The following is a 26,256-nucleotide window of genomic DNA, read 5'->3' as shown; positions in this document are numbered from 1 at the left end:
GTGATGGAGGAAATAGGTTGATTTTCGCAAATGACCCTGAATTACAATTAAACTGCTTTATAGGAAGAGATTCTTCTCATAAAGATACATTTGGAAGATTATGGTGGGATAAACCATCACCAACAATTACCACTAAATTTTTTAGTGTTTCTAATGGACGTTTTGTTCATCCAGAAGAAAATAGAGCGTTATCAATTAGGGAGGGTGCAACTTTACAGTCTTTTCCCAAAGATTATAAATTTATAGGAACAAGCCATGCTTCAATAGCTAGACTAATTGGAAATGCTGTCCCACCTGAGTATGCTAAGCGAATAGGATTAGCAATAACTAAAAACCATATAAATGGCTAAATTCAGAGCAAAAGCGAGAGCGATTGAATTATTAGGGAAAGGACAAATAGCAGATTTACCAACTGCAATTTCAGAATTATGGAAAAATGGCTATGATGCATATGCTGAAAACTTAGAGTGTAAATTATTTCTAGACACATATAAGGATAATAGTAAGCCAGTTTTTTTACTATCAGATGATGGTTTTGGTATGTCTGAAGATGATATATTAAATAAGTGGTTTGTACTAGGTACGGACTCTAAAGCAAGAGGGGGGAAAATAAATCCGCAGTTTGATCTTAACCGGAGGATTCCAATGGGAGAAAAAGGAATAGGTCGCCTTTCGGTTTCCTATTTAGGGTCTCAAATGTTAATGATTTCCAAGCAAAAGGGAGAAAAAGCAAATGCTTTTTTAATAGATTGGCGTGTTCTAGATAATTATGATTTTTTCCTTGAAGATTTAAATATTCCTTTGTTTTCCTTTGATAGTGTTGATTTATTTAAAGAGTATATTGAATCAGCGAAAACAGAATTTCAATCTAACCTTGACGAGAAAAAATGGGGAGAACAATCTCAACTTCGAAATGCTATACATAACGATTTAGCGTCGTTAAAAATTCCTAATTTTATAAAAGAAGAAGTAATTGAAAAATATTGTGAAGAAGATTCCCATGGTACATCATTTATAATTTTCACACCACATGATCAATTATTAGAATTATCTGATAAGGATCGAATAGCTCTTAAAAAAGATGATTCATTAACTTATTTAAGGACATCACTAAGTGGCTTACACAATGATTTAAAGACAACTAGAAAAGATTTTGAAACTAGATTCTTTATATATGATGCGTCTGGTAAATATAACTTAATAGATGATTTTTTTACTCAAGATGAGATGCGTAATGCAGATCATTGGTTAAAGGGAGAATTTGATGAAAACGGATTTTTCTCTGGGGAAATCAAAGTTTTTGATAAAAGGGAGAAGTACACTTTCAAACCTAATCGACCACCTGGAAAAACAGGATATGGACCTTTTGTAATTGAATGGGGAGCGTTTGAAGGAGAACAGAAAAGCTCAACTTTAAATAAAGAAGAGTATAATAATATAAATTCTAAATTAGAATCGTTTGGGGGTTTATATATATATAGAGATGATTTTAGAGTATTACCATACGGCAGAACTGAGTATGACTTTTTAGAGTTTGAAAAGAGAAGATCATTGAGTGCAGGACAGTATTTTTTTAGTCACAGAAGATTTATTGGATATATAGATTTATCTCGAGAAAGGAATACTAGTCTTATAGATAAAGCTGGGCGTGAAGGATTTATTCAAAACAAAGCATTTAGAGAATTTAAAGATGATTTAGTTGAGTTTTTTGTTGATATCGCTAAGCGATATATGCGTTATTCTAAAGATGAAGGTAAGTATGATACATTTAGAGGAACTCAATTAAAAGAAATCCAAGCTAAATATGACAGGCAGCTTACAGCTGCAAAGCGTAAAAATTCAAAAACAAAAAGGCTTTTTTAGAAAACTTAAAAGAAAGTAAGTTATTGATAGATGGATTAAGTACTGAAATTAATCTTTTAGAAGTAGAATTAAAAAAAGAGGCTGATCAAATCGAAATCAATTATAATGACTATAATAAACTTTTAGATAAATTAGATTTCAAAAAAAGTAAGTTAAGAGAAATAAGAATACAAAAGCCTCAGGCAGTACGTATTACAAAAAAACAAGAAGAAGAATATACAAGTTATCAAAAAAAGTATTTTGCGGCTGATTCAAAAGTCCGTGATATAGTTGCCTTAGTTGATAAAACTAGAGAGCGAATAAATTTAGAAAACCTCAAACTCGAATTTAATGATAAATTTAGATCTCACATTAAATATATAGAGAAACAGTTTTCTGATTTCCAATCAGTCTCAAAAACTTCATTTAATAGAATAAATGATCTATTAGGAGAAGAAAAAGAAACTCAAACTGATTCTTTCATAAATCAATCGGAACCACATAAGGTTACAGAATCCGATTCTAAAAAAGACATATCTTCAAAAATCATTGGTCTTTCTAGCTTAATAGAAGAGCATAAAAAAGAAATAGAGAATTCTTTTGAAGGTTTTATTAAGCATATATCAAATTTGCAAATTGATGTTGACGATGATTTTCTAAGAGGATGGTATCAAGAACAGAATGAAAATTTAGAGAAAAGACTTGGTGATTACGAGGAATTAGCTCAATTAGGAATGGCTATTGAAATAATTGATCATCAATTTAATGTGATGTATTCTCAAATGAACGATGCAGTAAATGAAATTAAAACATATTCTCGACAGAATCCAGGAATAGAATTTAGTTTTAAGCAATTAGAAAATGCTTTTCAGCATCTTGAAGGAAATTATAAGTTATTAAAACCCTTATATAGAACAAGTAGAAGAACTAGAGAAGTAATAACAGGTTATCAAATAGAAAAATACATTCGAGAATTTTTTGAAAACGAATTCAAAAGATATAAAATAGAATTTATTGTAAATGATCCTTTTAGAGAGTATGAATTTTTCTCATTTGATTCCATTGTAAAACCAGTTTTTTAAATTTAATCAATAATGCCAATTATTGGCTAATACCAGCCTCCGATAGAAAATTAAAATTGAACTTATTAATCATGAAATAAGAATAATGAATTCTGGTGAGCGTATTGATGACTCTCAATTAGATGATATATTCACATTGTTTTATACAAGAAAAAGAGATGGAAGAGGCATTGGGTTATACCTAGCTAAGAAGAACCTGAATGCTATAGGTTATGACATTTATGCAACAAATGAAAAAGAATATAATAAGTTGGCAGGAGCGTGCTTCGTTATTTCTAAGCTCAAGTAAAATGGAAGATTTGGAAAAAGAAAATAAAGTTTCAGTTAAAACTGTAGAAATACTTGAAGGAACAGATGATGTTGCTAAAGGAATAATTCAGAGTTCTATTAGAAGTGCTATTTGTATTGATGATGCATATGCTGCACCTTATTCTCTTGCTACTGAAGGTTTAAATTTTGATGATCCTAAAGAACTTTTCTATTCTTTTAGAAAGGATGGTCATTGTGATTTAGATATTTACCAATTTACTGATAATGTAGAATGGGAAAAACATAAGTATTTGTTACATAATAAAGATTTATTAATTCAAGATTGGGAGTTAAATTCCAAACCTGGAGCTGGTGAAACGAAATATGATTATACTCTAACTATTATAAAAGATATATTTGAGAATAATATAGTTCCATTTATTGTTATTTATACAAATAGAGAAGATTTATCTGATGTATCTAAGGTTCTGTTAAATAATTTCAACGCACATAATTCTGAGGACTTTGAAATAATGATTGAGGAGTTTAAAGCGAAATTTTCGCGTATGTCTACTAATTGTGAAGAAATATATAATTATTTTGAAGATGATACACAAATTAATAGATTTCATGAATATATATTATTTCCATCGAGAAGAAATGACATTAGAAAAGAGATTTTAGATTCATTCTATTCTTTTTTAGAAATTGAAACTAAACACCTTGAAAAATTTCCAAAGAAAATTATTTCTGGGATGAAATATTTTAATAATGTCGAATCGATAGAAGATGCAGTATTATTGTTGAGTAATATTTGTTTATCAAAAGATAGGAGAAGCAAATTAATTTTTAAAAATGAAAGAATAAATATCGAACGTTTATGTTATTCTATAAACGGTACAGTAGTGCTTATTCTTCATAAAGAAGATAGAACTGGCGGAGTAAAACCAGATAAACTATTTGATGTGTTTAGTCAAAGTATCACTAATAATCCTCATAGTATTATTAATTTAATAAGTATTGAGTTAAAAGATAAATTTAGAGAAGATTTCTCTAAAATTGGCACTAAATTCAATACTATCGAAAAAAATGCATTTTTGCATCATGGGAAAAATTACTATAAGAAAGACGCAGAGGATGGTGTTGAAGTATTTCAAAAGACATCTTTCAAGAATTTTGTTGTACGATCTTGGATTCACGAGTTACTTCAAAAAAATTTAGACCTTAATTTAGATTCTTTTAAACTAATTGAAAAAGAGCTTTCTATATATATACCAAAAGAAGGTAGTGAACTTGAGATTTCACTTGCTAAATACGCATCTATGGTTTCTTGTGTTCATTTAGCGAATAAGACCAATAAAAAGTTAGGATTTGGAGATGTTTTTAAATCTGGTAATGAATATTTTTTATGTATAACACCACATTGCGACTGTTTTACACCAAGTAAAATCAATAATGAGTTTAGTTTTATAAAAAAAACTGATTCTATAACAAAGCTAGCTGTAGCTTTAAAAAATGCTGAACAAGGTTTTTATACTTTCATCTCAAATGGTAAAAAAACAGAAGCAATAGAATGGGCGTGCAAACCTTTTACTTCACATATTCCTAATAAAATGAATGAATCTAATGATAAATCAATTTCATATTCGGGTATAACATATGATCTTGAGTTTGTATGTAGTTTAAAAGAGAATTATGCTCAGCGAATTTCAAATAATTCCTTTGGCCAAGGTTACAGAGTCGGAATTGATCTTCCTCATTTATCATAATTAGAAACCTATATTTTGATTATTAAAGAACTTATATTCAAATCTTGGCTTACAAAAAACCACACACAAATATCTGCTCCGGATAAGTATGTTAAAGTAATAACAACGCTCAGTAATCATTTAAAGAAAAACGATATAAGTCAAACAGATCTGTTTTTAATAGACAGTCCTAGTGAATCAAGAAAACTTAAAGAGTTATATTTTGAAAACTCAAAATTATTACAAAAGAATATCAAGGGTAATAACATGTATAGTCGGGCTTTTGATTTATATATTGAGTTTTTAAATGATACCTATAAATCTGAGTCTATTACAGATGACATTATAAACATTTATAATCAGTCGCAAGATTCAGAAACTGAAAAACAAAATTTAATTTTAAGTAGAATTGGACAAGGAAAATATCGTAAAAGACTGATTGAATATTGGAGATGTTGTTCGGTTACTAAATATCCAGAAGTTCCACTTCTTATAGCTTCGCATATAAAACCATGGAGAAAATCTAATAACTTTGAAAAATTAGATGTATTCAATGGGCTGCTTCTGATCCCAAACATTGACAAAGTATTTGATAACGGTTTAATTACATTTAAAAGTGATGGAACAATTATTACGTCTACTTTGTTTAACAACCCATTGGATCTAGGAATAAATTCAGATATGAAAATTGAACTTAATGAAGAGCATAAGCCTTATTTAGAATACCATAGAGACTGTGTTTTTAGAAAATAGGCATAGCTTAAAAAGATGTTAATAAATTTACTTAAAGAGAGTCTTTTTGTAACTTACTCCCACTAACATCATTTTGTTCATCCTAATGCGCCTCCAACCAATTCAAACCTGTATCCACCTCAACATCTAAAGGCACATCCATAATAAATGCACTTTCCATTTCGGTTTTAATTAAGGTAGTGAGTTCTTCGAGTTCTGGCTTGTAGATGTCAAAGACCAATTCATCATGTACTTGTAAGAGCATCTTCGATTTATAGTGTCCGGCTTCTAGCTTGTTATAAATATTAATCATCGCAATTTTAATAATATCGGCAGCGCTTCCTTGTATGGGTGCGTTAACAGCATTTCGTTCTGCAGCACCTCTCACCACAGCGTTACGCGAGTTGATGTCTTTTAAATAACGACGACGGCCCAAAACGGTTTGCACATAGCCATGATCTCTTGCAAAATCGACTTGCTTACTCATGTAGGCTTTTAATTTTGGATAGGTTTCGTAATAGGTGTCAATAAGTTCTTTGGCTTCACCACGTGATAAATCGGTTTGGTTACTTAATCCGAAGGCAGACACCCCATAGATGATTCCGAAATTAACGGTTTTAGCATTGCTACGTTGTTCTCTGGTGACTTCAGTCAATGGCACGTTAAATACTTTGGATGCGGTTGAAGCATGAATATCTTCGCCATTTTTAAAGGCTTCAATCATGGTTTCTTCTTCACTTAATGCGGCAATGATTCGTAATTCTATTTGCGAATAATCGGCAGCCAGTAAGGTGTAGTCTTCGTTTCTTGGTACAAAGGCTTTTCGTACTTGACGACCACGTTCGGTACGAATTGGAATATTTTGTAAATTAGGATTGTTACTACTTAAACGCCCAGTTGCTGCAACGGTTTGCATATAATCAGTATGCACACGACCTGTGGATGATTCTACTTGTAAAGGCAAGGCATCTACATAGGTGCTCTTTAATTTTGAAAGGCCTCTAAAATCTAATATTTTCTGAATGATATCATGGTCTTTTGCTAAATAGGATAAGATATCTTCGCCAGTTGCATATTGACCTGTTTTGGTTTTCTTTGGTTTATCGACCAATTTCATGTTTTCGAACAACACAATACCTAACTGTTTTGGAGAGGCAATGTTGAATTCCTCGCCTGCTGTGGCATAAATTTCTTGTTCGAGTGTTGCGATGTCGTTATTCAAATCTTCAGATAAAGAGTATAGAAAGTCTTTATCGAGATTAATACCTTCTAATTCCATAGCTGCTAACACACGTAGTAACGGAATTTCAATCTCATCGAATAATTTTTGGGTATTAGCTTCTCCTAATTCGGTTGTGAAATGTTCTTTTAATTGTAAGGTAATATCAGCATCTTCAACGGCGTATTCGGTGAGCTTTTCTAAGGGCACATCGCGCATAGATAATTGATTCTTTCCTTTTTTACCAATGAGTTCTGTGATAGAAATTGGGGTGTAGTTTAAATAGGTTTCAGCTAAGACATCCATATTGTGACGCATGTCTGCATTGATCAAATAATGCGCTAACATGGTATCGAAAAGTTTGCCTTTTACCTCAATATTGTATTTGGCTAAAACCTTGATGTCGTATTTTAAATTCTGACCGATTTTTTCGATGTTCTCGTCTTCAAAAAAAGGTCTAAAGGTTTCTATAAGTTCTTGTGCTTCTGTTTTATCTTCTGGAAATGGCACATAGAATCCTTTGCCGACTTCCCATGAAAAGGCGATGCCAACGAGTTCTGCGGTTAATGGATTTAGTCCAGTCGTTTCCGTATCAAAACACACTGAGGTTTGGCTCATTAGATTTTTGACAAACAATTTGGTTGCCATACCAGGTGCGACGCTTTGATAAAAATGTGAATAAGTGGCTGAGGTTTTTCTAGTATTTTGTGAAATAGTTTCAGTGGTTGATGGTTCACCACCTCCAAATAAAGAGAATTGACCAGCTCCTGCTGATTTTTCTTCCGTAGGAGTGGTTTTCGGTGCTTCCTTTTTATCTGAAGTTGGAGTAGAAGTTCCGGCAGACTGCATGGCTTCAGCAGTAAAGGTTTTATTAAAATTATCAATTAAACGTCTAAATTCTAACTCTTGGAAAATTTCAGTCACTTTTGGAATATCGGGTTCTGACATTTCAAAATCTTCAGCATTAAACTCTACAGGCACGTCGAGCATAATGGTCGCCAATTGCTTTGATAACAAACCGAGTTCTTGATTGGCTTCAATTTTCTCCTTCATTTTCCCTTTTAGCTCATGCGAATTCGCAAAAAGGTTTTCCATACTGCCGTAAGCCGCTAAAAATTTCTTAGCTGTTTTTTCACCAACACCAGGCAATCCAGGAATATTATCAGAGGCATCTCCCATCATCCCTAAAAAGTCAATGACTTGTAATGGATCTGTAACTTCAAATTTCTTTTGGACTTCTGGGATTCCCCAAGTTTCGTAACCACCACCAAAAACTGGTCGGTACATAAATATGTTTTCAGAAACGAGTTGTGCAAAATCCTTATCTGGAGTCACCATAAAGGTTTTATAACCTTCTTTTTCAGCTTTTTTAGCTAAGGTACCAATGACATCATCAGCCTCGTATCCTTCTTTTACCATAATTGGAATGTGCATGGCTTCAAGAATATTACAAATATGAGGAATGGCCGTTTTAATGCCTTCTGGTGTTGCGTCTCTGTTGGCTTTGTAAGCTTCGAACATTTCCACACGGTCTGCGCTACCTCCTTTATCAAAACAAACGGCTAAATGATCTGGTCGTTCGCGTTTAATCACATCTAAAAGGGAATTCATAAAGCCCATAATGGCAGAAGTATCTTCCCCTTTTGAATTGATTCTTGGGTTTTTTATAAAAGCGTAATACCCACGAAAAATAAGGGCGTAAGCATCAACGAGAAATAGGCGTTTTTGGTCTGACATTGGATTGTTTTTGTAAGGAGATCAAAGCTACGAAAAAGTTATCATATCGAATATGTCTTTTGGGTGCTTCACTTCCATTAATTTGGAAAAGGGATTTGCATAATTATATCAAGATTTATTCAATAACCTGTATAGTTATTTTAGAACGGGTCATTAATAGATATGCCTTTATGGATACTTCAGAGATACTCCGTATTTGTTTTTTTAAGTACATTTCAATGTTTTAAAACCTTAAAAGGTCTCTGTTTTTATGATTCTAGATGTATCTTTGAAACACATAATTTAGACAAATGAAAACATTTTCAATCGCCATTCACGGAGGGGCAGGTACTTTAGTAAAAGGGATGATGACTCCAGAGTTAGAAGCCCAATATAAATTAGCATTACAAAATGCTTTAGATGCTGGTTATGCGCTTTTAGAAGATGGTAAAACGGCTGTTGATGCGGTTGAAGAAGCGGTGAGCGTCTTAGAAGATTCACCTTTATTTAATGCCGGAAAAGGAGCTGTATTTACGGCTACAGAAACACATGAAATGGATGCCTCTATTATGGATGGCAAAACGTTAAATGCCGGTGCGGTGAGTTTAATTACAGGTATAAAAAACCCGGTGAAGCTTTCGAGAGACGTGATGGAAAAAAGTGAACATGTGTTTTTAGCGGGAGACGGAGCGATGCAGTTTGCGAAAGAACTCAATTATAAGTTGAAAGATGCGTCTTATTTTTATGATGAATTCAGGCATAAACAATGGTTAGACATTAAGGATACCGATAGTTTTCAGTTAGATCATGCATCAGATAAAAATGAAAAATCGGTGGCTGAGCGTAGTCGAAGTCAGAAAGATTCTAAATTCGGAACCGTTGGCGCGGTAGCCTGCGACCAAGATGGCAATATTGCTGCAGCAACATCTACTGGTGGTATGACCAATAAAAAATGGGGGCGTGTTGGTGATTCGCCAATGATAGGAGCTGGGAATTATGCCAACAATAAAACTTGCGCCATCAGTTGCACCGGAAGCGGTGAGTTTTTTATTAGAGGAGTTGTGGCTTATGATGTGGCTTGTTTAATGGAGCACAAAGGCATGTCGGTAAAAGACGCTTCAAGTGAAGTCATTCATAAACGTATTCTAGACATTGGTGGAGATGGTGGCTTAATTGCTGTGGATACTAACGGAAACATTGCGATGCCATTTAATACTGAAGGAATGTACAGAGGGCAGAAATCTTCGAATGGGATTGATGATGTTTCTATTTATGGATAGGTTTGTGAGGTTTTAAAGTCTCAAGGTTTCAAAGTCTCAAAGTTTCAAAGTTTCAAAGTTTCAGAGTTGAAAACGATTAAGATATTGCTTCCAATGGGTATTTGGGTAAGTTAATGATATCTGTATGGTTTTCTCGCAAAGACGCAAAGACGCAAAGACGCAAAGGAGGAAAGTTTGGTTGTTCAACAGGTTTTTGAAAATTGATATTTAGTTATTTGTTAATTTGTTTTTGTTGAGGTCTTTCTCTCTGCGTATCTCTGTGAAACCTCTGTTTATCTCTGTGTTATATTCTCGCAAAGGAGCTAAGGCGCAAAGTGTGATTGTCTAAAAGGTTTGTGAAGTTTGTTTTATGTTGAGATCTTTCTCTTTGTGTATCTCTGTGAAATCTCTGTTTATCTCTGTGAAATGTTCTCGCAAAGACGCTAAGACGCAAAGTATAATTATGCAAAACGTTTTTACAACTCAGTAAGATCTAGTATATAGTAATGAGATCCCTTTTTTCAAAGGGATGTGTGTGTGTTAGATAAAAGGAGCTTCAATAGGCAACACTTTTACTTTTCGAGTTTTAATACTGTACTCATCACCATTCGATAATACATGAATGGTAAGGTTTGCCATAGTCATCGGCGTCCCTTCTTCTAATATTTTTTCATTATTATGTGTTAACGTGCTTCCGTCAAAAACAATGACCATTCCAGAGCCGATTACAGTACAATCATTTCCGTTTTTAATAATCATGCCTGTATCTTCAGCGAGTCCAAACCCAATAAGATTCGGGAATTTTGCAACAGCTTCCGATTGTCTTCCAAAGCGACCACGACGAATAAAATGGGTGTCTATAATCAATTCAGGGATCAAGCCTAAACCTTTATACATATTCACAGCACCTTTAATAAACGATTCCGAAGCACTTCCGCCAGCAATCATTTCATTAGCCATTGCCATGGCGCCAGCACTTGTGCCCGCAATAACAAAACCAGCTTCATTAACGAAGCGTTCCGCCAGAATGGTGTGTATTATAGTCCCGCCAATTTTATCGGTAATCTTAGATTGATCACCACCAGAAAACATAACGCAGTTCGCACTTTTTATAAGTTCAATAGCATGTTCCGTTTCAGAATCTTCTTTAGAACGAATGTCTAAAACGGTAACGTTTTTACAACCTAAAGTCGTAAATGCGGTTAAATAATTTTCGCCAACTTCAACAGGAATACTAGATGCTGTTGGTATCACCACAATTTTGGCGTCAACCCCTCCAGCTTCTTTAACAACGTGGTACAAAATACCTTCGTCAATAAACTCTAGTGTATAGATTTCGCTTTCTTCAATCCCTTTATCTTCATTTCCTCCAATAGGTATTAAAGTTCCCTTTATCTTCTGCATAATTTGTATCTAAAAATATTGGGCAAAAATAAGCCAATTTTTTTAGTGAAAAATACTATATTTAGAATCTTTCAATAACTAAAACAAACCAACGAACATGAAAATACGCGAAATTAATGCGATGAGAGGACCTAATTACTGGTCTGTAAGACGACATAAATTAATTGTAATGGTTCTCGATCTTGAAGAGATGGAAGAATTACCTTCTAATAAAATTGAAGGTTTCCCGGAGCGATTAAAAACTATGTTTCCTACAATGTATTCGCACCGCTGTTCTGAAGGTTGCGAAGGTGGTTTTTTTATGCGTGTTGATGAAGGCACCTGGATGGGTCATATTATAGAGCATATTGCTTTAGAGATTCAGACCCTTGCAGGAATGGATACGGGCTTTGGAAGAACTAGAGGTTACGGAGAGCATGGCGTTTATAGTGTGGTTTTTTCTTATATGGAAGAATCTGTTGGACGGTTTGCTGCGAAGTCCGCCGTAAGAATTTGTGAAGCTTTAATCGCTGGAGAGGATTACGATATGACTGATGATATTCAGGAAATGAGAGAATTGCGTGAAGCCGATCGTTTAGGACCAAGTACAGGGTCTATTGTTGAAGAAGCGGAAGCGCGAGGTATTCCTTGGATACGACTAAATAAATATTCGCTTTGTCAGTTGGGTTACGGTGCGAATCAGAAACGAATTCAAGCAACGGTTACTTCTGAAACGAGTAGTATAGGTGTAGAATTGGCCTGTGATAAAGAAGATACTAAATTTTTATTAGAGCAAGCTGAGGTTGAAGTGCCACGTGGAGATATTATTCGTCGTGAACGCAGTTTACAAGAGGCTTGTGATTATGTTGGTTATCCTTTGGTAATTAAGCCCATTGATGGTAATCATGGTCGTGGGATTACTGTTGATATTCAAAATTATGAGGATGCACTAGCGGCTTTTTACCATGCAAAAGAAAGTTCTAAAAGTGGAGCGATTATCGTTGAAAAGTTTATTGTCGGTCAAGATTATAGATTATTAGTTATTAATAATAGATTGGTCGCTGGGGCGATTAGGACTCCTGCACATGTGATTGGAGATGGAAAATCTACAGTTCAAGAATTAATAGATAAAGTGAATAGCGATCCACGTCGTGGATTTGGTCATGAAAATGTATTGACAAAAATCACTACGAACGAATTAACACTAACCATTATAAAAGATGCTGGTTATACTTTAGAATCTATTATTGCAGAAGGTGAACGTTTAATATTAAAAGACACCGCCAATTTAAGTACAGGAGGAACCGCTGAAGATATTACGGATATTATACATCCTGCAAACGTGAGTATGGCAGAGCGCATTTCTAAAATTATTGATTTAGATATCTGTGGAATTGATATTATGACCACTGATATTTCACAGCCTTTATCCGAAACAGGTGGAGCGGTGTTAGAAGTAAATGCTGGTCCTGGATTTAGAATGCACTTAGCACCAACATCCGGATTGCCAAGAAATGTAGCCGCTCCAGTAATTGATAAATTATTTCCAAACAAGGGAGACACAGGTCGTATTCCTATTATTGCCATTACAGGAACTAACGGAAAAACAACGACGTCTAGATTAATGGCTCATATTGCCAAAATGAATGGCTATCGCGTGGGTTATACCACTAGTGATGGTGTTTATATTCAGAATCGCTTATTAATGACGGGTGATTGTACAGGTCCTGCAAGTGCAGAATTTGTGTTGAAAGATCCTACAGTGAATTTTGCCGTTTTAGAATGTGCACGCGGTGGTTTGCTTAGGGCAGGTTTGGGCTTTAAAAAATGTGATGTCGCTATTGTAACTAATGTGGCTGCAGATCATTTAGGTTTAAAAGGAATTCACACTATTGAGCAATTAGCAAAAGTAAAAGGAGTAGTGCCAGAAACGGTTTTACCAGATGGCTATGCGATTTTAAATGCTGATGACGATTTGGTTTACGATATGCGACGTAGTTTAGATTGTAATGTCGCTTTATTTTCTATGGATGAGAATAATCCTCATATTAAAGCTTTACAGCGCTTAAATGGTATTACTGCAGTTTATGAAAATGGCTATGTTACTATTTGTAGAGGAGAATGGAAAATGCGCTTAATGAAGGCTGAAAATATTCCGTTGACTTATGGTGGGAAAGCAAAATTCATGATTCAGAACGTGCTAGCAGCAGTTTTAGGGGCACATGTACAAGGTATTAGTATTGAAGATATGAAAGCTGGCTTGGAAACGTTTATTCCTTCGGCTTCACAAACACCTGGACGCTTAAATTTATTTGAATTTAAAGATTTTACTATTCTTTTAGATTACGCGCACAATCCTGCAGGAATGAGAGCCTTGCAAGCGTTTACAAATGAACTAGAAGCCACCGTAAAAGTTGGCATCATTGCAGGTATTGGAGACAGACGTGTAGAAGATAATAATGAAATGGGAGCGATTGCAGCCGACATGTTTGATGAAATTATTATTAGACAAGATAAACGTTTAAGAGGTAAAACAGAGCAAGAATTAATTAAGATGCTAGATGATGGGATTAAGCAACGAGATCCTAATAAGAAAACGACTATAATTCCATCAGAAAAAGAAGCGATTAAATTTGCCGTTAGAAACGCAGTCAAAGGTTCATTGATTATATTATGTAGTGATGTGATACCTGATGCTTTAGAATTGGTAAAGAAATTTAAAGAGCAAGAAGCGAATGGTGAATTAAACTATGCAGATTAATTCATTAGTAATGATATAAACATAAAAAAGCCGAAACGTGAGTCTCGGCTTTTTTAATATGGTTAATAGCGTTTTTTGTTATGTATTAACAAAGCTTTACAGTCTTTACTCTAATTTGAAGACTTTTTCTGAAAGCTTTGATACTGATGATTTCGTTATTCTTTTTACGATTCATTTTTAAAACCTTAGCTTTAATTTCAGGAGAAATAGCAGCTTCATTAGTTTCAGGCTTTTCAGTTTTAGTAGTTTCAACAATTGTAGTTTCGTTATTAGCTTTTACATCTTGTTGTGCAAAACTTGTTAGAGACATTGTTAAAAATAATATGATGAATAAACCTTTTTTCATAATCGTAGGAAGCTATATTTGTTTTAACTTCGAGTCAAAGAAACGCAACATATTTAGTGTGATTGAAATTTTTAGATGAAATAGGTCGATAAACTGTTAAGTGGAAAACGCTCGTAAAAAATATCGATGAAATACACTATGTGCGCTTGTGTCCCTTTAAATGCGTTGCGTTTTAAGTTAAACGATGTGATTTGTTAGATGAAAAACACTTCTAGCTAAAAAAGATCGATGAAGTGCTTAAAATGAGCTTGAAGCACCTATAAATAGACAATTAATTATGAATGATTTTAGTAGTAGTCCATATTATGAATTGTTTTCGAAACAAAGCATAAATCAGTATGCCGTAGGTAATCGTACTTATAAAGAACGACTCAAAATTTTAAATAAACTTCAGCAAGCAATTGAGGTTACTTATAGAACTCAAATTCAGGTGGCCTTGCAAAAAGATTTAGGAAAGCCAGTTGTAGAAACAGAGCTCACAGAAATTTATGCTATTATTGGAGATATAAAATTTGCTAAGCAGAATTTGCACAAATGGATACGAAAACAAACGGTAGACACACCAATAGCGATGTTGGGTTCTAGTTCTTATATAAAATACGAACCTAAAGGAGTGTGTTTAATTATTTCGCCATGGAATTTCCCTTTCAATCTCACCTTTGGACCATTAGTTTCGGCTATTGCAGCAGGAAATACCGTTATTATTAAGCCTTCTGAGATGACGCCTAATGCGTCAGAACTCATGGCTAAAATTATTGCGGATCTATTTTCTGAAGATGAAGTTGCAGTAATACAAGGTGAAGTTGAAGTCTCTACCCAATTATTAAAATTACCTTTTAATCATATCTTTTTTACAGGCTCTCCAAATGTTGGTAAGGTTGTAATGAAAGCCGCATCCGAACATTTGGCTTCTGTAACCTTAGAATTGGGAGGTAAGTCGCCAACCCTAATTGATAAAACAGCAAATATTGACAAAGCCGCAAAGAAAATCATGTGGGCTAAGTTTTTAAACTGTGGTCAAATTTGCGTGTCACCAGATTATGTGTTGATTGATGAAAGCGTAAAAACTCAATTTATAGACGCTTGTAAAAAATGGCTCCAAACGTTTTACAACGATAATCCAAAAGCATCAGATTCTTATGGTAGAATAGTTACTGATAAACATTTTGAGCGTTTAAGTTCTCATCTCGAAAATGCAAAAAAATTAGATGCTAAATTTGAAGTGGGTGGAGAAACTGATAGTGATTCAAAATATATAGAACCGACTATAATTTCAGATTTAAAACCAGAAGCGCAATTGCTGGAGGATGAAATATTCGGACCTATTTTGCCGATTGTAACTTATGAAAGTTTAGATATGGCAATTGCTTATGTTAACTCAAAACCAAGACCATTAGCGCTGTATATCTATAGTAAAAATAAGGCCAATATTAATAAGATTTTAAATAACTCTAGAGCAGGAGGAACCTGTATTAATAATAGTGTACTGCATTATACCAACCACAATCTACCTTTTGGAGGGGTTAATAATAGTGGTATTGGTAAAAGCCATGGATTCTATGGATTTCAAGCGTTTAGTAATGCACGATCTGTAATGAAACAACATACGTTTGGAGTTACGGAGTTGTTGTTTCCGCCTTATACTGGGTTTAAGGAGAAGTTGGCGCAACTGACTATAAAGTGGTTTTAGGCTTTATTAAAATAATCCGATTGAATTTGCTCGTTTTTTCCATCTTGAAATTTGGTGATGCTAAACCACTGGTGAATTGAGTAGCATCCCGTTTCGCCTTTTTTATTAACGGCAACATAACCCACTTGGAAGTCCTTAAAATTACTATTAGGTTTATTTACAATTCTGCCAATCGCTTCTTCACAAGCTTGTTGAGGTGATTTGCCTTGTCGCATTAATTCCACAACTAAAAAGCTGCCAACAGTTTTTACAACCTCTTCTCCTAATCCTGTGGCTACGCAACCTCCAATGTCATTATCTATAAATAATCCGGAGCCAATAATAGCAGAATCACCAACTCGTCCTTCGAGCTTATAGGCTAAACCACTAGTTGTACAAGCACCAGAAATATCTCCATTTTTATCCATGGCAAGCATTCCTATAGTATCGTGGTTTTCTATGTTAATTATGGGTTTGTATTTGGCTTCAATTTTCCATTTTTCCCACGCTTTTTTTGAAGCTTCCGTTAATAAGTCTTCGGGTTCAAAACCTTTTGAAATGGCAAATTGTTTGGCTCCTTCACCCGCAAGCATGACGTGTGGAGTGTCTTCCATCACCTTTCTCGCAACTGAAACGGCATGTGTAATATTTTGAAGGTACACCACCGAGCCACAATTACCATGCTTATCCATTATAGAGGCATCTAAAGTAACGTTACCATCTCTATCGGGTAAGCCACCTTTGGCAACGGTTTGATTTTTTTCATTGGCTTCTTCAGCTCTGCAACCTTGTTCTACAGCATCTAGAGCGTTTCCTCCGCCTTGGAGAATTTCCATTGCTTTGGCAGTAGCAGCTTTAACATGCCATGTAGCAACGACCAGTGGTAGTCCTTTTACATCAGTAATAACAACTTTGTTTAGTTCTGTTGATTCTTTAGAAATTGCTTCGTTACAACTCATCAATGAACCTCCTACAGCTAAACCAACACTAGTTATAGACGCTGTTTTTATAAACTTTCTACGCTTCATATTTTAATCTTTTAGAATTCCTGTTACCATACCAAAAGTTATAACTATAGCAAACTATTACAAAAATAAAAGCATATAAAAAGGCGTTTAGTTTAAAGTTCATCAAAAAAAATCTTATTTCAATACATCTAATATAGTAAAATACAGGCCAAGAACGTTCTTACAATATTCCTTTTTGCATTATAGATCTTGTTAGTGTAAATTTAAAATAGCAAAGTTTAGATGAGTTTAAAGTCCTTAAAGAAAAACCTTTAACACTTTCATAAGATAAGTCGCTCGTCATATCTATTAAATTTGTAAACTCAAAAAATACAAAATGATTCGTTGGCTACTATTTGCTATTTTATTTGTCATACTTACTCTTTATGGTTTTCAAGCTGTAAGGACTGTAACTAAACAAACTTGGGTTTATTATCTGTTCTTTGGTATTGCAATTCTTGTTGTTGGTAATTTTATTTACCAGTTTGCAATGGCTAGTGAAGGTCGTGTATTAACAACAGGTAAAAGTTTTGCCTTCGGATTTTTATTGGCGTTTATGGCTTTTAATATGGTGCTGTTGCCGTTTTTAATAGGTGAAGATTTTATTAGAGGCATCATTGGTTTATATGATAAGTTTGTTACTAAAAACGATACATTTTATGTGCCGTCACGTCGAAAATTTGTGAGTCAAGTTGCCTTAGGTTTAGCGGCAATTCCGTTTTCATCCCTACTTTATGGTATGTTCCAAGGTAAATATAACTTTAGAGTCCTTAAGTATACATTGTATTATGAAGACTTGCCAAAAGCTTTTGATGGTTATAGAATAACTCAAATTAGTGATATTCATTCTGGTAGTTTTGATAATCGTGAAAAGGTTGAATATGCTGTAGATTTAATCAATGAACAAAACTCTGATGTGTTATTATTTACAGGTGATATGGTGAATAATAAAGCCTCTGAAATGTTGCCTTGGTTGGAGACCTTCGGAAGATTGAAAGCTAAGGATGGTAAATTTTCTGTTTTAGGAAATCATGATTATGGAGATTATGTCGATTGGAATTCACCTGAAGAAAAAGCACAAAATCTTAAAGATTTAAAAGTGATTCAAAAAGATATAGGATTCGATTTATTATTAAATGAAAGTCGCTACATTGAAAAGAATGGCGAACGCATAGCATTAGTTGGAGTAGAGAATTGGGGAAAGGGAGGTTTTATAAAAGTAGGAGACTTAGGTAAAGCCGCATCTCAAATTCAGGCAGATGATTTTAAAATATTAATGACACACGATCCTAGTCATTGGGAAGCAAAGGTACTAAAGGACCCTTATCACTATCATTTAACATTGAGTGGACACACACATGGTATGCAATTTGGGATTGAAATTCCGGGTTGGATAAAATGGAGTCCTGCAAAATGGCGTTATAAGCAATGGGCCGGAATCTATACAGAGTTAGGTCAGCACATCAATGTAAATAGAGGTTTTGGCTATTTAGGATATCCTGGACGCGTTGGTATTTGGCCAGAAATTACAGTGATTGAACTCAAAAAGGGGTCGAAAAGTGCGTAATTGTAAAGAATTGCTTATTTTTATGATATGAGTATCTTACTTGCAGTGGATACGGATTAAACGAAGGCAAGTTTGAAGTACTTATATATTTGACTAAAACTAAAACATATGTCAAAATTTGGGGAATTAATAGATGTTGAAATTCCAGTACTTCTGGATTTTTACACCGACCGAGAAGATCAATCTATAGCTATGCATCCTATACTTAGAGATGTTGCGGCTGCATTAGGCGATAAAGCTAAAGTGATTAAGATTGATGTAGAGAAAAACAAAGAACTCGCAGAAGCATTACGCGTTAAAGGTTTGCCAACCTTAATTATCTATAAAAATGGGGAAATGAAATGGCGTCATAGCGGAGAGCAAGATGCTAATACTTTGATTAATATTATTCAAGAGTATATCTAAGTGCTTCTTTGTATTTTTAATTAGAATCTAATAGATGTTAATTTATACTTTTAAATTCAAAACCTCTCTTACTGTAATATTCTAAAACTTTAGGGAGCACATATTTTAAGTTTCGGGCGGCTTTTATGCTATCATGAAATACAATAATACTTCCTTCCTCAGCAGTAGAAGTTACATTGTTAAGACACGTACCTTCAGTTACTGAATTATCCCAATCATAGGGTAAAACATCCCATAAAACAATCTTATAACCTAATTCTTGAAGTTGTTTGCTTTGCTTAGATTTAAACTTGCCGTAGGGAGGACGGAATAATTTCAAACTAGAATTGTTATCACAGGCACTTTGACTGCGCTCGGTGTGATATTTTTGGAATTTGGAATTTATAAGATCTTGTGTTTTTTCAACATCATCGAGATAATCCTTGGCTTTATATTTCCAGCCTTTTAAATGATTGTAAGTATGATTACCGATAGCATGGCCTTCATTAATAATAGTTTGAAAGATCTCAGGATATTTTTCAATATTATTACCAATGCAAAAAAAAGTAGCTTTTGCGTTGTAATCATTTAACGTTGAAAGTACCCAATCCGTAACCTCAGGAGTTGGGCCGTCATCAAAGGTTAAATAGAGTTCTTTACTTTTGGTATTGATATTCCAGATAAAATTAGGGAACACTGTTTTTACAAAGTCTGGCGTTTTAGCTGGAATAATCTGCATACCTTATTAATTCTCTGGTGCTATTCGGTCTATAGTATCCTTAATAGCTTCATTAAAATCTAAATCAGTTGGTATTTCTGGTAACTCATCTTGACTATAACGATTCATAAGTTCATCAAACAAGCTCAAATAACTATTAAATGTTTTTGTTTCTTGTAAAGCAAATTCTTCATCGTTGTAGATGACTAAAAGATCAATCAATGCTCTGTAACGCTGTATATCTAAGTAAATATCCTCACCAACCATACGATCTTGATTCTCTATTGAAAGGCTACTATAGTACACTAAATTTTCTTGGTACTTCTTCGCAACATCTTTGTATAGGGCACGGCCTTTTTCAACGTTTCCTATTTCGTAATACGCACTAACATACGGTTCCAATAACGAGTAAAAACCAAATTTATCTACTGGCATTTTCGCCATAGCGATATCTGCTATTTCTTCAGCTTTATCTAGTTTTTTATCATTGATAAGTTGCTCTATTAAACGTGCTAAATTACCTCTATAAGTAATCCCATTTCTTCTGGTTTCAATATCGTAGTACATGTCTTCTCCACTGCCTCCCCATTCCCAGTTCTTAACCATATCGTACATAAGATCTGGATCAACACGTCCCATATCATAAGGATTTGCCTTATTTACGGCTGTTTTAATTGGTACTAATTTGTAGCACATGCCATCGAGCTGTAAATAATCTTTTAGCCAAATGTAGTCTTCCGATCCAAATGCTCCTCCGGTAAAATAAATAGGACGCTCCCAATTATTGTTAGCAATGATATCTAACATTAAAAGACGGTTTTTATAGATATAACTACCTTCAATTTGAGTGTAGAGGTTATCTTCTATTTTATCGGCATCTTTTTGCTTTACAACTCCATTTTTTAGAACCATTTCCTTATTCACAGGAATACTGATACTGCGTGTAGGGAAATAATTAGAATTCAATAAATGCTTTGGGTACTGACTAGAATCTTCACCTTGTTTTTCTGCTACATACTTAAATTTGGTGTCAGGTCTTTCACTGGAAACGAAATCCATAAAATCCTTAATAGGTAACGTATCTTTAGTGATTTCTCTTCTAATAATAACATCTCTCGTACCACCTCTATATTGATTGTGTGTAAGCTGTGAAGGAATCGGATCACTTTCGTAAGCTTTACGTTTCATTTGGTCAATGTACCAATCTGTTTGAAACAAACTAGTATTAACAACACGCACGTCTGTACGCACACCTTCTATCTCTTGCAAATACCACAAAGGGAAGGTATCGTTGTCTCCAATGGTAAATAGAATAGCGTTTGGTGCGCAAGACTCTAAATATTTACGAGCCATAGAGTTTGTGGTGTACTTACCAGAACGATCATGATCGTCCCAATTGTTTGCTGCTAAAACGCCAGGGACAATTATAAGACAAGCTAATGTTACTACAGGAGCTAAAAGTTTTGTTTTTATGCGCGATTGTAAGAGATCATAAATAGCGTACACTCCAAAACCAATCCAGATAGCAAAAACATAAAACGAGCCTACAACAGAATAATCACGTTCTCTAGGTTCAAAAGGTCTTACATTAGTGTAAAACTGAATGGCTAAACCTGTCAGCAAAAAGAATACTAATAGTACCCAAAAACGCTTTAAATCCGAATACATTAAGAAAAGAAACCTGCTAATCCTAATAATAAGGGTAAGAAGTAATAGGTGTTTCTGGCTTTATTGTCTAAAACATCAGTTGGTAAATTATCTTGAGATACACCTAAGTGCATTGAGTCTATAAGGTTAATTCCTGAAATCCAATTTCCGTTTTTATGAGTGTATCTTCCTTGGATGTCATCTTGTCGTCCCGTAAAATTCCACATAAAATAACGCCAGTACATATAACCAAATTGGTATTGGAACATGTACATAATATTGTCCATAAAGGTAGGTTTCTCTATAATCAGATACTGTTGGCCATAACGCTTTAAAAATTGATTATAACCGTTATAGTCTACTTCTCCATTAGCAACACTTCTTCTAAATTCGTTGACTAGTTGGTCAAATTGTTGCTTTTCACCAAGGGCATATTGTGCAGATTGCTCTTCTGTTAAACCTGCATTAAGTGCTTCATTGTATGCGCGTGTTTGTAAACTTGGATCAACTTTAAAGTCTATTAATCCGGTAAACATCATGTAGTTTTCAGCATGCTCTGAGCTCCACATACGTGGCAATACAGACGCATGTTCATGATTGTAATTCTGCTTGCTTTTCTCCCAATCGTTTATAATAACGTATTTGCCAGCTTCATCATCGCGTTCATAATTCTTTTTATCATCAATAAATGGTTCATCTTTATCTGCACCAGAATATACTTCTGTAAAAAATGGGCCATAGAATAAATGCGTTTCAGGATATTGTTCTAAGTTGTAATACGCTAAAAGTTCTCTAGCATCCGAAGGGTTATTTTCATTAATAACAACCTGGGCATTCGCACGAATAGGAAGCATCATCCAAGATGAGAAACCTATAAAAATAAACATTAGACATAACACTAATGTGTTGGTATGCTTCATGCCTTTTTTACGCGTGTAATTCAGACCAAAATAAAATAAGGCGATAACCATTAAACCGGTAATAATAGTTCCGGAATTAAACGGTAATCCTATAGAATTTACAAAAAACACTTCTAAATAACCAAAAAGCTTTAGGGTTGAAGGCAATAGTAATTTAAATATAAAAAGTAGAATTGCGGCTGAGGCAATATTTGCAATAATGAAATTCTTAACCGTAATAGTTTTATAATTCTTAAAATAATAAAGCAGACCAATTGCAGGAATAGTTAATAATCCCATAAAATGAACTCCAAAGGATAAACCAATAACAAAAGCAATTAGGATTAACCAACGGTTACCTCGTGGCTCATTCATGTCTTGTTCCCAGCGTAATCCTAAATAGAATAAAACTGCCATTATTAAGGTTGCCATAGCATACACTTCTGTTTCTACAGCATTAAACCAAAACGAATCGGTAAAGGTAAAAGCTAAACTGCCTACTAAAGCACTTCCTAAAATAGCATAAGCTTTGCTCGTGTTTTTGTCTTCGTTGTATTTGGTAAGTTTTACAAGCAATAGAGTAATTGTCCAAAACATAAAAAGAATGGTAAATGCACTTGCAACACCACTCATCATGTTCATTATGGCTCCAATCTGCGAAGGTTCTAGAGCAAACATGGAGAAAAAAGCTCCAAACATTTGAAATAATGGTGCTCCTGGTGGATGTCCTACTTGTAATTTAGATGAGGTTAAAATATACTCCCCTGCATCCCAAAAACTAACGGTTGGTTCTATAGTAAGTCCGTAAACTACAACTGCTATGGTAAAAACAGACCATCCTAAGATGTTATTCCACTTTTTAAAGTTAAAATCTTTCATGAAATCTTTGCTTATTAATGCTGGCGAATTTACTAATTATTACCTAAACGTGCTCATTTTTAAGGTAACGTTAAGTATTTTTAAAAATTTTCTTGTTTTTTTTGCTAAAGTAAAACTTTGTATTAAATTTGCACCCTCAAAATGAGAGATTGGCCTATGGTGTAACTGGCTAACACATCTGTTTTTGGTACAGAAGAGTCTAGGTTCGAAACCTAGTAGGCCAACCAAAGTTTAAATCCTAATTCGTTTTCGAATTAGGATTTTTTTTATTTAAATCCTAATTTAACACGTTTATAAGTAGGTGTTTAGTGTAGTCTAAGCAAAGCCTAATAAGTAACCAAAACAAAAAAAACCTAATCAATACTGATTAGGTTTTTTTGTTTTTAGAATAGTAACTGAAGCTAAATGTGTTTTTTTGTTCAGTTTGTTAGATTGTAGCATTCCACGTTTGTTTATATCTTAAAAGTAATAACAGGTCGCTTTGCATGGTTTACCAAATCTTCACTAATACTGCCATTAAAAAAATGTGCGATACCTTGTCTGCCATGTGTGCTAATACCAATAAGGTCTGCATTTAAATCTTTAGAAACATTTAGGATGCCTTGCTCAACTGTATTATCATTGTGTATGGTAATGGTATAATTGTCAAATGCTTGTCCCGAAATAAAATCATTAATTCTAGATTTTGCTTCATAGGATGTCATAAAATTGCTAGAGGTAATAACCAATAATAAATGAATTTTTGATCCGAAAGCTTGCGCAAATTTAACGGCTTGCTTATAAGTTTCTTTATTATCATTTTTAAAATCTGACGCAAATACAAAATCAGATACATTAAAATTTTTGTGTTCGTTTTTTATGACCAATACAGGTACATCAGAAGAACGAACTACTTTTTCGGCATTAGAACCTACAAACATTTCTTTCATTCCTGTAGCTCCATGAGATCCCATAACAATTAGATCAATATTATATTCTTTACAAGAATTTTTAATTTCATTAAAAGTGATATCTGCTTTTACGGTTTCGTGAACAGGAATATTTTCTAAATAATCTTGTGCCATTAGATTTTCAAATCTTTTTCGTGCTAACTTCATAAAAAATAAAGTTTCAGGAATATCACTTTGAGCATGACCGGGATCAGTTTGTTGCATAGGAATCTCCATCATATGTAATAAATAGATCTCTGCATTGTGAGCTTTAGCAAGCATAGCCGCTACTTTTAGTGCATTTTCTGCTTGCTCAGAGAAATCTGTTGGAACGAGTATTCTATTCATATTTATTGGTTTCTGTTAGTCTTTCTAAATTTAAGGAAATAAATCCATATAACATAGCTTGGGTGATTTAATATAAAATGCGTATATTTGCACCGTTATTTACTAAAAATGAATAAGCGAGAGGACGAAAAGTCCTCTCTTTTTATATCAACAAATGTTTAAGAAAATAGTAGAAGACTTATTACAAAACGCATTAGAAGAAAGACAAGATCTGTTCTTAATAGATTTTTATTTGTCTGGAGATAATGCTGTCAAAATCGTAATAGATGGTGATAATGGAGTGTTAGTAGAAGACTGTATGTTTATAAGTCGGGCAATTGAACACGACATAGATAGAGAAGAACACGATTTTTCTTTAGAAGTTTTGTCATCTGGTGCAGCAACTCCATTAATTTTGCCAAGACAGTACAGCAAACACATTGGCCGAAATTTAGAAGTAAAGACTTTAGATCATCAAGATTTAGAAGGTGAACTCACAGAAGTGAACGAAGATGGGGTGGTTTTAAGCTGGAAAGCGAGAGAGCCTAAGCCAGTAGGGAAAGGGAAAGTAACAGTCGCTAAAACAGCAGCTATTGCTTTTGATAATATTAAAGAAGCGAAAGTTAAAATAAAATTTTAATTCATATCAATATATGGAAAATATAGCATTAATTGAGTCATTTTCAGAATTTAAAGACGACAAATTAATAGATAGAGTTACGCTAATGGCAATTCTTGAAGATGTATTACGTAATGCATTGAAGAAGAAATATGGTGATGACGATAACTTTGATATCATTATAAACCCAGATAAAGGTGATTTAGAAATTTGGAGAAACCGTATCGTCGTTGCAGATGGTGAGGTAGAAGAACCAAATCAAGAAATCGAATTATCAGAAGCTCAGAAAATAGAGCCTGATTTCGAAGTAGGTGAAGATGTTGCAGAGGAAGTGAAGTTAATTGATCTTGGAAGACGTTCGATTTTAGCTTTAAGACAAAATTTAATTTCTAAGATTCACGAACACGATAATACAAACATCTACAAGCACTTTAAAGAGCTAGAAGGTGAAATTTACACAGCAGAGGTACATCACATTCGTCACAGAGCAATTATCTTGTTAGATGACGATGGTAATGAAATTATACTTCCAAAGGACAAACAAATTCCTTCAGATTTCTTTAGAAAAGGAGAAAATGTAAGAGGAATTATTGAAAGCGTTGAATTAAAGGGAAGTAAACCGGCAATTGTAATGTCTAGAACATCTCCAATGTTTCTTGAGAAATTATTTGAACAAGAAATACCAGAAGTTTTTGATGGTTTAATTACAGTTAAAAAGGTGGTACGTATTCCTGGTGAAAAAGCGAAAGTTGCAGTAGATTCTTATGATGATAGAATTGACCCAGTTGGTGCTTGTGTTGGTATGAAAGGTTCTAGAATTCACGGTATTGTACGTGAGTTAGGAAACGAGAATATTGACGTTATTAACTACACTAATAACATTCAACTTTTTGTAACAAGAGCATTAAGCCCAGCAAGAGTAACATCGTTGAAATTAAACGAAGAAACTATGCGAGCTGAGGTTTTATTAAAACCAGAAGAAGTTTCAAAAGCAATTGGTAGAGGTGGTCACAACATTCGTTTGGCAGGTCAATTAACTGGTTATGAAATTGACGTATTTAGAGAAGGTGCAGAAGAAGATGTAGAATTAAAAGAATTCTCTGACGAAATTGAAGGTTGGGTAATTTCAGAATTTAGCAAAGCTGGCTTAGATACTGCAAAAAGTATTTTAGAGCAAGATATTGTTGATTTAGTGAAGCGTACAGATTTAGAAGAAGAAACAATCTTAGATGTCATTAGAATTCTAAGAGAGGAATTTGAAGAATAATATCCAT

At 34.0% G+C, this 26,256-nt stretch carries 19 protein-coding genes, 1 tRNA gene and 1 pseudogene; 14 read left to right on the top strand and 7 right to left on the bottom strand.

What is annotated here, in order from left to right; translation table 11 throughout:
- The first annotated feature begins 17 nt into the window (after window positions 1-17).
- From ADIWIN_RS20855 to ADIWIN_RS10220, 6 genes are all read left to right on the top strand, one after another.
- Window positions 18-350 carry a DNA cytosine methyltransferase gene (locus ADIWIN_RS20855; protein ID WP_020894701.1) on the top strand — a complete coding sequence of 111 codons (333 nt, stop codon included), beginning with the start codon at window positions 18-20 and terminating at the stop codon, window positions 348-350.
- On the top strand, window positions 343-1,863 hold the full coding sequence (locus tag ADIWIN_RS20055) for an ATP-binding protein (RefSeq protein WP_020894700.1): 1,521 nt from the start codon (window positions 343-345) through the stop codon (window positions 1,861-1,863). Before ADIWIN_RS20855 ends, ADIWIN_RS20055 begins: the two co-directional genes overlap by 8 nt.
- A 23-nt stretch (window positions 1,864-1,886) precedes the next feature.
- Entirely contained in the window at window positions 1,887-2,924 is a 1,038-nt protein-coding gene (locus ADIWIN_RS20050; RefSeq protein WP_020894699.1) for a hypothetical protein, read from the top strand.
- Window positions 2,925-3,009: 85 nt separating this feature from the next.
- Complete coding sequence (locus tag ADIWIN_RS22185) at window positions 3,010-3,213, top strand: ATP-binding protein (protein ID WP_020894698.1); 204 nt, start codon at window positions 3,010-3,012, stop codon at window positions 3,211-3,213.
- Window positions 3,155-4,942 carry a response regulator receiver domain gene (locus ADIWIN_RS10225; protein ID WP_235047086.1) on the top strand — a complete coding sequence of 596 codons (1,788 nt, stop codon included), beginning with the start codon at window positions 3,155-3,157 and terminating at the stop codon, window positions 4,940-4,942. The genes ADIWIN_RS22185 and ADIWIN_RS10225 overlap by 59 nt, the downstream gene beginning before the upstream one ends.
- Window positions 4,943-4,957: 15 nt before the next feature.
- Window positions 4,958-5,674, top strand: coding sequence for an HNH endonuclease (locus tag ADIWIN_RS10220; protein ID WP_020894696.1), 717 nt, complete (start codon window positions 4,958-4,960; stop codon window positions 5,672-5,674).
- 82 nt (window positions 5,675-5,756) lie between these two features.
- Here the strand turns inward: ADIWIN_RS10220 and polA are convergent, their stop codons facing one another.
- The gene (polA, locus tag ADIWIN_RS10215; RefSeq protein WP_020894695.1) at window positions 5,757-8,609 is read right to left on the bottom strand and encodes a DNA polymerase I; all 2,853 of its coding nucleotides are present in this window, start codon (window positions 8,607-8,609) and stop codon (window positions 5,757-5,759) included.
- A 290-nt stretch (window positions 8,610-8,899) separates the two neighbouring features.
- On the opposite strand from polA, the gene ADIWIN_RS10210 reads away from it, so the two are divergent.
- The gene (locus ADIWIN_RS10210) at window positions 8,900-9,868 is read left to right on the top strand and encodes an isoaspartyl peptidase/L-asparaginase family protein (RefSeq protein ID WP_020894694.1); all 969 of its coding nucleotides are present in this window, start codon (window positions 8,900-8,902) and stop codon (window positions 9,866-9,868) included.
- 519 nt (window positions 9,869-10,387) lie between these two features.
- On the opposite strand, the gene ADIWIN_RS10205 is transcribed toward ADIWIN_RS10210, so the two are convergent.
- Window positions 10,388-11,251, bottom strand: a complete 864-nt coding sequence (locus tag ADIWIN_RS10205) for a cyanophycinase (protein WP_020894693.1) — start codon at window positions 11,249-11,251, stop codon at window positions 10,388-10,390.
- A gap of 97 nt (window positions 11,252-11,348) precedes the next feature.
- Between ADIWIN_RS10205 and cphA the strand changes: the two genes are divergently transcribed.
- The gene (gene cphA, locus ADIWIN_RS10200) at window positions 11,349-13,991 is read left to right on the top strand and encodes a cyanophycin synthetase (protein ID WP_020894692.1); all 2,643 of its coding nucleotides are present in this window, start codon (window positions 11,349-11,351) and stop codon (window positions 13,989-13,991) included.
- Between the two features lie 85 nt (window positions 13,992-14,076).
- Here cphA and ADIWIN_RS10195 read toward each other — a convergent pair whose 3' ends face one another.
- On the bottom strand, window positions 14,077-14,337 hold the full coding sequence (locus ADIWIN_RS10195) for a hypothetical protein (protein ID WP_020894691.1): 261 nt from the start codon (window positions 14,335-14,337) through the stop codon (window positions 14,077-14,079).
- A 277-nt stretch (window positions 14,338-14,614) separates the two neighbouring features.
- On the opposite strand from ADIWIN_RS10195, the gene ADIWIN_RS10190 reads away from it, so the two are divergent.
- Window positions 14,615-16,027, top strand: a complete 1,413-nt coding sequence (locus ADIWIN_RS10190; protein ID WP_020894690.1) for an aldehyde dehydrogenase family protein — start codon at window positions 14,615-14,617, stop codon at window positions 16,025-16,027.
- On the opposite strand, the gene ADIWIN_RS10185 is transcribed toward ADIWIN_RS10190, so the two are convergent.
- Window positions 16,024-17,034: an isoaspartyl peptidase/L-asparaginase family protein gene (locus tag ADIWIN_RS10185; protein WP_020894689.1), complete on the bottom strand. Its 1,011-nt coding sequence runs from the start codon at window positions 17,032-17,034 to the stop codon at window positions 16,024-16,026. The genes ADIWIN_RS10190 and ADIWIN_RS10185 overlap by 4 nt on opposite strands.
- Before the next feature lie 316 nt (window positions 17,035-17,350).
- Between ADIWIN_RS10185 and ADIWIN_RS10180 the strand changes: the two genes are divergently transcribed.
- A complete protein-coding gene (locus ADIWIN_RS10180) occupies window positions 17,351-18,580 on the top strand; it encodes a metallophosphoesterase (protein WP_020894688.1) in 1,230 nt (409 codons plus the stop codon).
- A gap of 108 nt (window positions 18,581-18,688) precedes the next feature.
- Complete coding sequence (locus ADIWIN_RS10175) at window positions 18,689-18,985, top strand: thioredoxin family protein (RefSeq protein WP_020894687.1); 297 nt, start codon at window positions 18,689-18,691, stop codon at window positions 18,983-18,985.
- A 37-nt stretch (window positions 18,986-19,022) separates the two neighbouring features.
- Here ADIWIN_RS10175 and ADIWIN_RS10170 read toward each other — a convergent pair whose 3' ends face one another.
- Both ADIWIN_RS10170 and ADIWIN_RS10165 read right to left on the bottom strand, forming a co-directional pair.
- Window positions 19,023-19,703 (bottom strand): polysaccharide deacetylase family protein, encoded by a 681-nt coding sequence (locus ADIWIN_RS10170; protein WP_020894686.1) that lies wholly within the window; start codon window positions 19,701-19,703, stop codon window positions 19,023-19,025.
- A 6-nt stretch (window positions 19,704-19,709) separates the two neighbouring features.
- Window positions 19,710-23,107, bottom strand: a pseudogene (locus ADIWIN_RS10165) (glycosyltransferase family 117 protein).
- A 150-nt stretch (window positions 23,108-23,257) separates the two neighbouring features.
- On the opposite strand from ADIWIN_RS10165, the gene ADIWIN_RS10160 reads away from it, so the two are divergent.
- Window positions 23,258-23,334: transfer RNA gene (locus ADIWIN_RS10160), tRNA-Gln, on the top strand.
- Between the two features lie 225 nt (window positions 23,335-23,559).
- Here the strand turns inward: ADIWIN_RS10160 and ADIWIN_RS10155 are convergent.
- Window positions 23,560-24,384 (bottom strand): universal stress protein, encoded by an 825-nt coding sequence (locus tag ADIWIN_RS10155; RefSeq protein ID WP_020894683.1) that lies wholly within the window; start codon window positions 24,382-24,384, stop codon window positions 23,560-23,562.
- 154 nt (window positions 24,385-24,538) lie between these two features.
- Here ADIWIN_RS10155 and rimP point away from each other — a divergent pair, with 154 nt between their 5' ends.
- Window positions 24,539-25,003 (top strand): ribosome assembly cofactor RimP, encoded by a 465-nt coding sequence (gene rimP, locus ADIWIN_RS10150; RefSeq protein ID WP_020894682.1) that lies wholly within the window; start codon window positions 24,539-24,541, stop codon window positions 25,001-25,003.
- 13 nt (window positions 25,004-25,016) lie between these two features.
- A complete protein-coding gene (gene nusA / locus ADIWIN_RS10145) occupies window positions 25,017-26,249 on the top strand; it encodes a transcription termination factor NusA (RefSeq protein ID WP_020894681.1) in 1,233 nt (410 codons plus the stop codon).
- The last annotated feature ends 7 nt before the right edge of the window (window positions 26,250-26,256 follow it).

It is taken from the genome of Winogradskyella psychrotolerans RS-3 (assembly GCF_000427335.1).
Taxonomy (GTDB): domain Bacteria; phylum Bacteroidota; class Bacteroidia; order Flavobacteriales; family Flavobacteriaceae; genus Winogradskyella; species Winogradskyella psychrotolerans.
This window is presented reverse-complemented; position numbering and strand designations above follow the sequence as displayed.

Coding starts and splice junctions, on each gene's coding strand:
- ADIWIN_RS10205 (WP_020894693.1), bottom strand. CDS start 11,251: ATGCAGAAGATAAAGGGAACTTTAATACCTATTGGAGGAAATGAAGAT.
- ADIWIN_RS22185 (WP_020894698.1), top strand. CDS start 3,010: ATGAATTCTGGTGAGCGTATTGATGACTCTCAATTAGATGATATATTC.
- ADIWIN_RS10210 (WP_020894694.1), top strand. CDS start 8,900: ATGAAAACATTTTCAATCGCCATTCACGGAGGGGCAGGTACTTTAGTA.
- ADIWIN_RS10175 (WP_020894687.1), top strand. CDS start 18,689: ATGTCAAAATTTGGGGAATTAATAGATGTTGAAATTCCAGTACTTCTG.
- ADIWIN_RS10155 (WP_020894683.1), bottom strand. CDS start 24,384: ATGAATAGAATACTCGTTCCAACAGATTTCTCTGAGCAAGCAGAAAAT.
- ADIWIN_RS10180 (WP_020894688.1), top strand. CDS start 17,351: ATGATTCGTTGGCTACTATTTGCTATTTTATTTGTCATACTTACTCTT.
- ADIWIN_RS10190 (WP_020894690.1), top strand. CDS start 14,615: ATGAATGATTTTAGTAGTAGTCCATATTATGAATTGTTTTCGAAACAA.
- ADIWIN_RS10195 (WP_020894691.1), bottom strand. CDS start 14,337: ATGAAAAAAGGTTTATTCATCATATTATTTTTAACAATGTCTCTAACA.
- ADIWIN_RS10170 (WP_020894686.1), bottom strand. CDS start 19,703: ATGCAGATTATTCCAGCTAAAACGCCAGACTTTGTAAAAACAGTGTTC.
- polA (WP_020894695.1), bottom strand. CDS start 8,609: ATGTCAGACCAAAAACGCCTATTTCTCGTTGATGCTTACGCCCTTATT.
- rimP (WP_020894682.1), top strand. CDS start 24,539: ATGTTTAAGAAAATAGTAGAAGACTTATTACAAAACGCATTAGAAGAA.
- nusA (WP_020894681.1), top strand. CDS start 25,017: ATGGAAAATATAGCATTAATTGAGTCATTTTCAGAATTTAAAGACGAC.
- cphA (WP_020894692.1), top strand. CDS start 11,349: ATGAAAATACGCGAAATTAATGCGATGAGAGGACCTAATTACTGGTCT.
- ADIWIN_RS10225 (WP_235047086.1), top strand. CDS start 3,155: ATGAAAAAGAATATAATAAGTTGGCAGGAGCGTGCTTCGTTATTTCTA.
- ADIWIN_RS20055 (WP_020894700.1), top strand. CDS start 343: ATGGCTAAATTCAGAGCAAAAGCGAGAGCGATTGAATTATTAGGGAAA.
- ADIWIN_RS10185 (WP_020894689.1), bottom strand. CDS start 17,034: ATGAAGCGTAGAAAGTTTATAAAAACAGCGTCTATAACTAGTGTTGGT.